The sequence below is a fragment of the Sphaerochaeta sp. UBA5836 genome (assembly GCF_002432845.1).
Classification (GTDB): Bacteria; Spirochaetota; Spirochaetia; order Sphaerochaetales; family Sphaerochaetaceae; genus Sphaerochaeta.
In genome coordinates, this window is sequence record NZ_DJGW01000052.1 from 13,413 (window position 1) to 15,829 (window position 2,417).

Annotated in this window: 3 protein-coding genes and 1 pseudogene; 2 read left to right on the forward strand and 2 right to left on the reverse strand. The window is 53.4% G+C overall.

Annotation, left to right across the window (positions count from 1 at the left end; genetic code table 11):
• Positions 1–390, forward strand: a pseudogene (locus B3F49_RS03905) (tRNA threonylcarbamoyladenosine dehydratase); the annotation flags it as partial.
• On the opposite strand, the gene B3F49_RS03910 reads toward B3F49_RS03905, so the two are convergent.
• The gene (locus tag B3F49_RS03910; protein ID WP_293909100.1) at positions 387–974 is read right to left on the reverse strand and encodes a carbohydrate-binding family 9-like protein; all 588 of its coding nucleotides are present in this window, start codon (positions 972–974) and stop codon (positions 387–389) included. The pseudogene B3F49_RS03905 and the gene B3F49_RS03910 sit on opposite strands and share 4 nt — an antisense overlap.
• A 119-nt stretch (positions 975–1,093) precedes the next feature.
• Here B3F49_RS03910 and B3F49_RS03915 point away from each other — a divergent pair, with 119 nt between their 5' ends.
• Complete coding sequence (locus B3F49_RS03915) at positions 1,094–2,083, forward strand: hypothetical protein (protein ID WP_293909102.1); 990 nt, start codon at positions 1,094–1,096, stop codon at positions 2,081–2,083.
• Here B3F49_RS03915 and B3F49_RS03920 read toward each other — a convergent pair.
• A partial coding sequence (locus B3F49_RS03920; protein ID WP_293909104.1) for a thioesterase family protein occupies positions 2,076–2,417 on the reverse strand: 342 nt, incomplete at its 5' end. The two genes, B3F49_RS03915 and B3F49_RS03920, sit on opposite strands and share 8 nt — an antisense overlap.

Consider the following 2,417-nt stretch of genomic DNA (forward strand, 5'->3'; position numbering starts at 1 on the left):
TACAATCGCAAGATCAAAGTGGTGAGCAGCATGGGGGCCGCCCTTCGCCGCGACCCCTTCCTGGTCAGGAAAGCCGACCTTATGGATACCTATGGATGCCCATTGGCACGGGCGGTGCGGACAAACCTGAGAAAGCGGGGAGTTGGAAGAGGCATCGATGTCATTTACAGTCCGGAATTGGTGCAATTCACCTATCGAAAGCCCGAGGAAGAGGAACATGCCGACCTCAATGAGCAGATCGTCGACAGGGGAAGAAGGCGGAACGTGCTGGGCAGCCTTCCCACCGTCACTGCCATCTTCGGCCAGCACCTGGCACACCTTGCCATCAGCAAATTGTTGGATGCCTCACTGCTTTCAGCAGAGGAGGCTTTCAATCCGAATCACTCCTAGGCGAAGCGTATCGGACTGAAATAAGAAGGCGAATGAAAATCCGGTTTCAACGTGCCTATTTCCGAAACAGCAAGGAAATGGGGAACTGCATGCTTGTCGGCGCAGCAGTAAAAATTTCCCTTCAACTGCACATTCCTCAAATCCTCACCCGGTTTTACCAGACCCAACAAATCAAGCGGAAGGCTCACTTCGAGAGTCCAGCGGCTTTGTTTGTTGGAGTTCTCGAGTATTTCGACTGTATGATCGATTGTTTGAATGAAGTCAGGCGGGAACAACGTTCGATTCGCCCTTCCCTCCCCCCTGCCTGCAAGCATGCTCAAAGAGGCGCTGCACTCAACATTCACATAGACTTCCTGGCCTTCCCTCTGCAGAAAAGCTTCCACACAGCTGTCTTCCCACACCCTTCCATTGTGCTCAGTCACCATGCGCCTGAGCTGGGGTTCCCGCACCTGGTAGCGTAGATGCAACAGCTGGTTCTCCCAAGCCATGCGCACTGAAGCCTCAACACCCTCATACTCACCCCAAAGAGGAATCAGGCTGATCGGAAGGGTTTGCGCAAGTGGTCGGCTATAGATGGTAATCATGATTTCATACTCCCTCTCTGTAAGTATAGACGAGAGCGTACATCCAAACCTAGGGGATTGTGAAGCAAACAGGCAGGCTTTTCTCCTTGATATGCATCACAAATTGAGGAGATATCATTATGAACCATCGAACACTGTCCTTTGCTGGACTCTTGCTGCTGCTCGCGTTGCTCATTGGTTGTGAAAACACCGTTGAGCCTGATAATGCGACCTTGAGGTTGAACCTCGCCTCCGAGCGGTTTCGGACATCGCGAAGCCTGCTGCCCACACCACAGGACATGACCATCGCTACGGTGAGGATCACCGGAACAGGGCCGAAAGGACAAACGGTGGATGTGCAATCTGCAGACCAGGTGGTGGAAATCGGAAACCTTGCTATCGGAACGTGGAAATTGCATGCAGTCGGGTCCAACAGCAAAGGAACCGCCCTTGTCAGCGGAGATTTGACAACCCTGCTCTCATCGGTAACCAATGAGGCGACCTTGGAACTGACGCAGCTTGTCGGAGAGGGAACAATGAGCATCGAGCTCTCCTGGGATCCCGATCAGGTGGCCTCGGATGTTCGCCTTGAAGCCCAGCTTTTCCATCAAAGCGGTTCACCGGTCGATCTTGAGGTTGGTGCATTGAACAAAACGGACGGCACGGTTGCCTTGGCAAAGACCCTGCCTGCCGGCTCCTATTATCTCAAACTGCAGCTGTTCAGCCAGGAGGTTCTGGTCAGCGGAGCAAGTCAATCCTTGAGAATCCTTGACGGGGTGACCAGCGATGGCAGCATTGAGCTCATCATCGGCGACCTATCCACCGCCTACACCATCATGATCGTAAACAACACCATGCTTCCCATCGAAGGAAGCATTGTCTTTAGCCCACTGCAAGCAAAAGCGGGGGATGAGGTGACGCTTACCTATACTCCGAGCAATCTCCCTGAGGGAATTGGTATCAACGACCTGCAGATCGACTGGTATTGCGAGGGTATCCTCGTACAAGCATCACAAGCTGCCTATACCAGTATTCCGCTTGCCGGAGTTCACCGCTACGATGTCATCGTCAATCACGACAGACTGGGCAGCCTGGGCTCCTCAACCATTCTGCTTGACATGCCTAGGTAGCTGACTCAAATGCCGGGACGAACCAAGCAGGAAGGGGCATCGGACGGTGTGTCAGTGCATTGATTGCGGCTACCCTGACCAGAAGGACGCACAGAGCCTGCCCGTCACGCAGGACTGTCTGCCGAAAGACGATCGAGAACCGTTTTGCACTTTCAAACTCGGTCTGCACTTCCAAAAGATCGTCCAGACGGGCCGGGCTTTGATAATCCACCGTAATCGATTTGACGACAAAGGCAAGGCCTTCAGCCTCCATAAGGCTGGTTTGCGAACCATTCAGGCCGTGCTGTTGGGCAATTTCACGCAACATTTCCGTCCTTGCATGCTCGGCGAAATC

Coding starts and splice junctions, on each gene's coding strand:
- B3F49_RS03910 (WP_293909100.1), bottom strand. CDS start 974: ATGATTACCATCTATAGCCGACCACTTGCGCAAACCCTTCCGATCAGC.
- B3F49_RS03915 (WP_293909102.1), top strand. CDS start 1,094: ATGAACCATCGAACACTGTCCTTTGCTGGACTCTTGCTGCTGCTCGCG.